This is a genomic window from Okeania sp. SIO2B9, from assembly GCF_010672505.1.
GTDB classification, from domain to species: domain Bacteria; phylum Cyanobacteriota; class Cyanobacteriia; order Cyanobacteriales; family Microcoleaceae; genus Okeania; species Okeania hirsuta.
Window position 1 is genome coordinate 1 of record NZ_JAAHGK010000507.1, and the last position, 4964, is coordinate 4964.

The 4964-nt window shown below is 38.0% G+C and carries 5 protein-coding genes; all 5 read right to left on the reverse strand.

The annotated features are described in order from the left end of the window. Window positions 1-312 precede the first annotated feature (312 nt). Window positions 313-996, reverse strand: coding sequence for a Crp/Fnr family transcriptional regulator (locus F6K13_RS17890; RefSeq protein WP_124144584.1), 684 nt, complete (start codon window positions 994-996; stop codon window positions 313-315). A gap of 576 nt (window positions 997-1572) precedes the next feature. Beyond that, window positions 1573-1926: a DUF1257 domain-containing protein gene (locus F6K13_RS17895; RefSeq protein ID WP_124144550.1), complete on the reverse strand. Its 354-nt coding sequence runs from the start codon at window positions 1924-1926 to the stop codon at window positions 1573-1575. Window positions 1927-2101: 175 nt separating this feature from the next. Beyond that, complete coding sequence (locus F6K13_RS17900; RefSeq protein WP_287242795.1) at window positions 2102-3619, reverse strand: AAA family ATPase; 1518 nt, start codon at window positions 3617-3619, stop codon at window positions 2102-2104. 150 nt (window positions 3620-3769) lie between these two features. Then, entirely contained in the window at window positions 3770-4120 is a 351-nt protein-coding gene (locus F6K13_RS17905) for a hypothetical protein (protein WP_124144552.1), read from the reverse strand. Window positions 4121-4534: 414 nt separating this feature from the next. Next, entirely contained in the window at window positions 4535-4666 is a 132-nt protein-coding gene (locus F6K13_RS17910; RefSeq protein ID WP_338043168.1) for a zinc ribbon domain-containing protein, read from the reverse strand. Between the last annotated feature and the right edge of the window lie 298 nt (window positions 4667-4964).

Here is a 4964-nt window from a genome sequence, read left to right on the forward strand (position 1 = left end):
TTAAATCCAGTTTTCCAGCTTTTTGAAATGAAGGAGATAGCTGTTCAAGTTGGACACACAAACTAACCTCAAACAGATGAGATTCTGGATGAGGCATAAATACTTGATATTGAATTGCTGGTTTTTTAATTGTGGGACTGAGGGATACTGTTCTAGCTTCAGTCATGGTTATTTATTTTTGATATTAACTATTTCCATTTGATTTTAGTATTATATATTTTCTGTTAATTCATCACATATTAATTAATATTATTTTTTAGACAAAACTTTTGATTAAGTTTTTAATGTTTAAAACATTATTATTTATCTAGTCTATTGACTTGCTAAATGCATTAAATGTTTGAGATTAAGTAAGTGAATTACCTGATGTTCTGTATATCTATTCATCCACCCCTTAGCCTGTAGTTTTTCCATGATTTTGCTAGTTTCTTCGATTGTTATATCTGTAACATCAGCTAAATCTTGGTCAGAAATATTAAATATTTCACAGGTTTTGTCTGTGGTCTGACCGTAATTTTCTACTAATTCAACTAATGTATTAGCCAGTTTGACTGCAGGGGGTCTATGACGCAGTTGATCACGAATATTTGTTTGCCTTAGACGCTTGACCATAAGTTGAAGCATTCGATGATGTAACTGAGGGTCTTTGAAGAGAGTTTGAATAAATCTTTGAGCTGAAATACTAATCAAACGTACTGGTGATAAGGCAACGACATCATTTGAGCGTGGTGACTCATCTAGAATAGCCATTTCTCCAAAAAAATCTCCTCTCCCTAGAATAGCAAGTGCAACTGAGTTGTCAGGGGACAATCTGCGTCTAACTTTGACCCAACCGGATACCACGAAGTAAACTGCATTACCCCAAGCATCCTCCATAAGGACGACTCTATTTGAGGGATATTCGTGTTTGACTGCAACTGAAAGTAGCCATTCCAAGGTTTCTGGGTTTGCTCCCTTAAACAGAGGAAAAACCTCGCTGAAAGCTTCTGTCTGCATGAAAATTACTGCTCTTTGTCGTATCTTGATATTGTTCAACTCTACAGCTATCATAACTGGAGTTTTTTAGTTAAGCCAAATTATGTTTTTATTCTTAATTATCTCAACTAAGTTTGATTAAATTAAAATAGTACTATCTTATCATTATTCTTTGCTTATTGCAAACTTAATTTAAATTGAATATTTAATATAGCCATTGAAGGAAAGGTTATACCATTTCTCAAAAACTTTTCAACCCGTATCTTGAGCAGGGGAGTGGGGGACCCACCCTTAACCACTCCCAGGAGGGGAATAGGGGGACAAGTAAATATAATAATAATTAATGCACTCCTAGGGTGCTAATGATCAAAAAGGTGATTATATTTGTGTTAATTACTGAATAATTGAAGTGCTACCTAAGTTAAGCATTAATGCATAGTAATTGGTATTAGGATAGGTCAAAAGCTTAAAATTCAGACAAAGCAATATTTTTCCTTCTTCCCTCTTCCTTTTTCCTTCTTCATTCTGCCAAAATAACTAAAAAAACGGGCTAACCCGATCTTGGTTAACCCGCAAACTTGGGAACGCGCAAATAGATTACTTCTGCACAACCAACTTGACATTAGCGTTTTGCAGACCGCGTTGCTTAACAGCAGCTAAAGTCTTGTTAACGGCATATTTCTGATTGATGGAGTTGATCAACTCAGTTTGATTGTGCTTTTTAGCAACACCCCACAAGTCAGCGATTAGGTCAAAAGAACCATCACTATTGGAAGACCAACCTAAATCATATTCACCTTCGAGAACAGCAACGATATCTGAACGTACACGTTGGCCATTGTAGCCACGAACATCAGCGTTAGTTTTAACTGTGATACCCAAGTCACGCAGAGAAGCTTTTAAGATTTCAGAGTCAGAGATCTTGGTACGCAGTGTGCTGAAGTGAGACATTCGAGTTTCCTCCTAAAATTTTAACTGAAAACAGAAACAACAACGGTTTTTATGAAAAATTACCACTGCTCATCATCGTTAAGTTGATATCGAGTCAAAGTGGTTTTTTTAGGCACTGCTAGTAACTCTATACAGATTACTAGCCTTTACTCCTGTTTGGACCAGGAGAAAGCTTTTAGAACTCCAGTCTTTGATACTCGGCGACTGAAGCTGCAGCAGGCCGCGCACGTTGTCTTGCCCAATCTCGTAGTGCAGTCACCTGCTCTGTCATGGTTTTCGACAACGGTAGTGTAGCTTTAATCGCGGCAATAATATCTAGCTGTGTAAATTCTCTATCTTGAGCAAATGCCTCATACATAGCAGCGATTATGGCTTGCTCTATTTCTGCACCTGAAAAGCCTTCGGAAACATTAGATAATTGATCGAGATCGAAGCGTTCAATTTCTCGACGTCTTTTTGCTAGGTGAATCTTGAAGATATCTTGACGTTCCTGTTTGTTTGGTAAATCTACAAAGAAAATTTCATCAAATCTACCTTTACGCAAAAACTCTCCCGGTAAACGTTCTACTCGGTTGGCAGTTGCCATCACAAATACTGGGGAAGTTTTTTCTTGCATCCAAGTCAGGAATGAACCGAATATTCTACTTGAAGTACCTCCATCAGAGTCAGCTGAACCAGTACTACCAGCAAAAGCTTTATCTAACTCATCTATAAATAGTATAGCTGGTGATATTGACTCGGCTGTTTTAAGAGCATTTCGTAAATTAGCTTCAGAACGTCCTACCATTGAACCATCGTAGACTCGTCCCATATCCAAGCGCAATAATGGTAAACCCCACAGGCGAGATGTAGTCTTTGCTATTAAAGATTTTCCACATCCAGGTATTCCCAAGATTAACATACCTTTTGGCTGAGGTAGGCCATATTCTCTAGCTCTCTCTGTGAAAGCATCAGAACGTTGTCTTAACCAGTGTTTAAGTTCCTCTAGCCCACCTACAGCATTAATAGTTTCATCCTCTTCGATGTACTCTAATATGCCGTTACGCTTGATTAGCTGCTTTTTCTCAGACAGTACAATCTCAACCTCTTGTTCAGTTAGACGTCCTGCTGTTACTTGAGCTTTGCGATATACCTTTTCAGCCTCATCTTTTGTAAGACCTAAAGCTGCTTTGAGGAGCTTTTCCCTTGTCTCTGTGGAAATGTTACGCTTCCCTAGATATTGTGAGAGGACTTGATTCAACTCCTTCATATCTGGTAGTGGAAAATCAAGTACAACTACCTCCTTTTCTAGTTCTATCGGAACATTCTGCACTGGGGACATCAATATAATTGTCTTATTTGTGCCCTTGAAACTAGCGATCGCATCTCTTAACCACCTAGTAACTGGCGGTGAGTCAATAAACGGATGTAAGTCTTTGAATATATATATTCCAGCGTTGTTGCTAGTATCTCGCTGTCTGATTACCCACTCTATAGCTGCCTCTGGTGAGACTGTATTATGCTGAGTGGTATTTTTGCTTTGACTATACTCTACTATTCCGTGAGTTACTGTCCAAACAAATACTTTTTTCTGAGACTGGGGCTTCAGTTGAGCTATAGCTACAATTGCCTGCTCTGACCGCTCTTCCTCGGATGTTACGAGGTAGATCAGAGGATATTGAGCTTGGATTAGAATCTTAATTTCTTCTTTCATAGTCCTCGATCCAATAGAAACGGTACAATAGATTACGGCTTAATTGAGTTTATGCTTGCTACCCTTAGCAGTATGATGAGCAATTATTTAGAGGTTTAACTGTCATCTCTACTACTTTGTAGTCATCAGATGTAGTCATTTCTACATTCATTAGCAGGGAACTAACTCTTGCTCTCCCGGTTGAGCTTTAGATTTTTCTGTTTCCGGGGTTTCATGTACTGGAATATTTTGGTCTGCCAATACACTTGGCTGATTTTTCAGGGATGCCAGTTCTCCTTCTCGCATTACAACTGAACTCGTACACTCTGGACAAGTGTATACCCGGTGGGTTTGTCCATACATTGAACTTAGTTCATCCACTACTTCTGGGTTTTCCAGATAGAAAAGGATAGCTCTTTCTGCTATTGATGACATTGGTTCCGAGTCAACTGCTGCTCTGATTTTGAGCTTGCGATGCAGTTCTGGTTGGATGTATAACGTAACTTTTTGCTTGTCTTGCATATGACAGTCAACTTGTTTACCCGGGTATGTATATTACATTAACTATTCTTCTAGGGAATGTCAAGCAGTTAAACCGTTTTGACTCTAATATTGTAACATATATTTACATTTTATCAAAAGTAATTTACTGATAAAAAAAGCTAGACTCTACTTTGCATAAGACTTACAGCCTTATATAGGCTATCAAATGTTTTGCTTTTTTGACTAAATAATTTAAACAAGAATCGAAATTAGATTACATATAGCAGGGGACAGGGAACGGACAAGAGTGGGGAAAAGTACTTCCCTGTCTAAGGTTCATCATCAGTCTGTGTCCTAACCAACTCGTTCCTTGCTATCTGAATTTGGATTAATTCCTAACATACATTCTGCAAAACAGTAAAAATAATTTATATTTTTTAATATTTTTCATGGTTAAGCGGACTGGATGTTAAACAGAGGTAATTTTTCTACTATGTGCCCACAATCAGAACAAAGCTTAGAACTGGAAAAGAATCGATCAATCTTGATTAATTTCCGTCCATACCATTCCGCTTTAGAGCTGATTTGTAAACTTAGCTAAAACCCTTATGTAATCTGACTCTCAGGGATTTATTTTTGTTTGGTTATCACTTCCAAAACCCTTGTATTGCAAGGGATTTAGCCTCTTAATATTCACTTGATAAATCAGCTCTTATACTCTAATTGTCTAACTAACTCGGACTAGTTGGCATCACTCCCACCCCTCTTGCTCCCCTACCGGGAGCAGGGCTAATTCTTTGTCGTCAGAGAATATTTATATGGATATGAAATATAGCAATGTGCGCTGGTATATTTACAAATTGCAGGAGGTGTCCAATAGCTA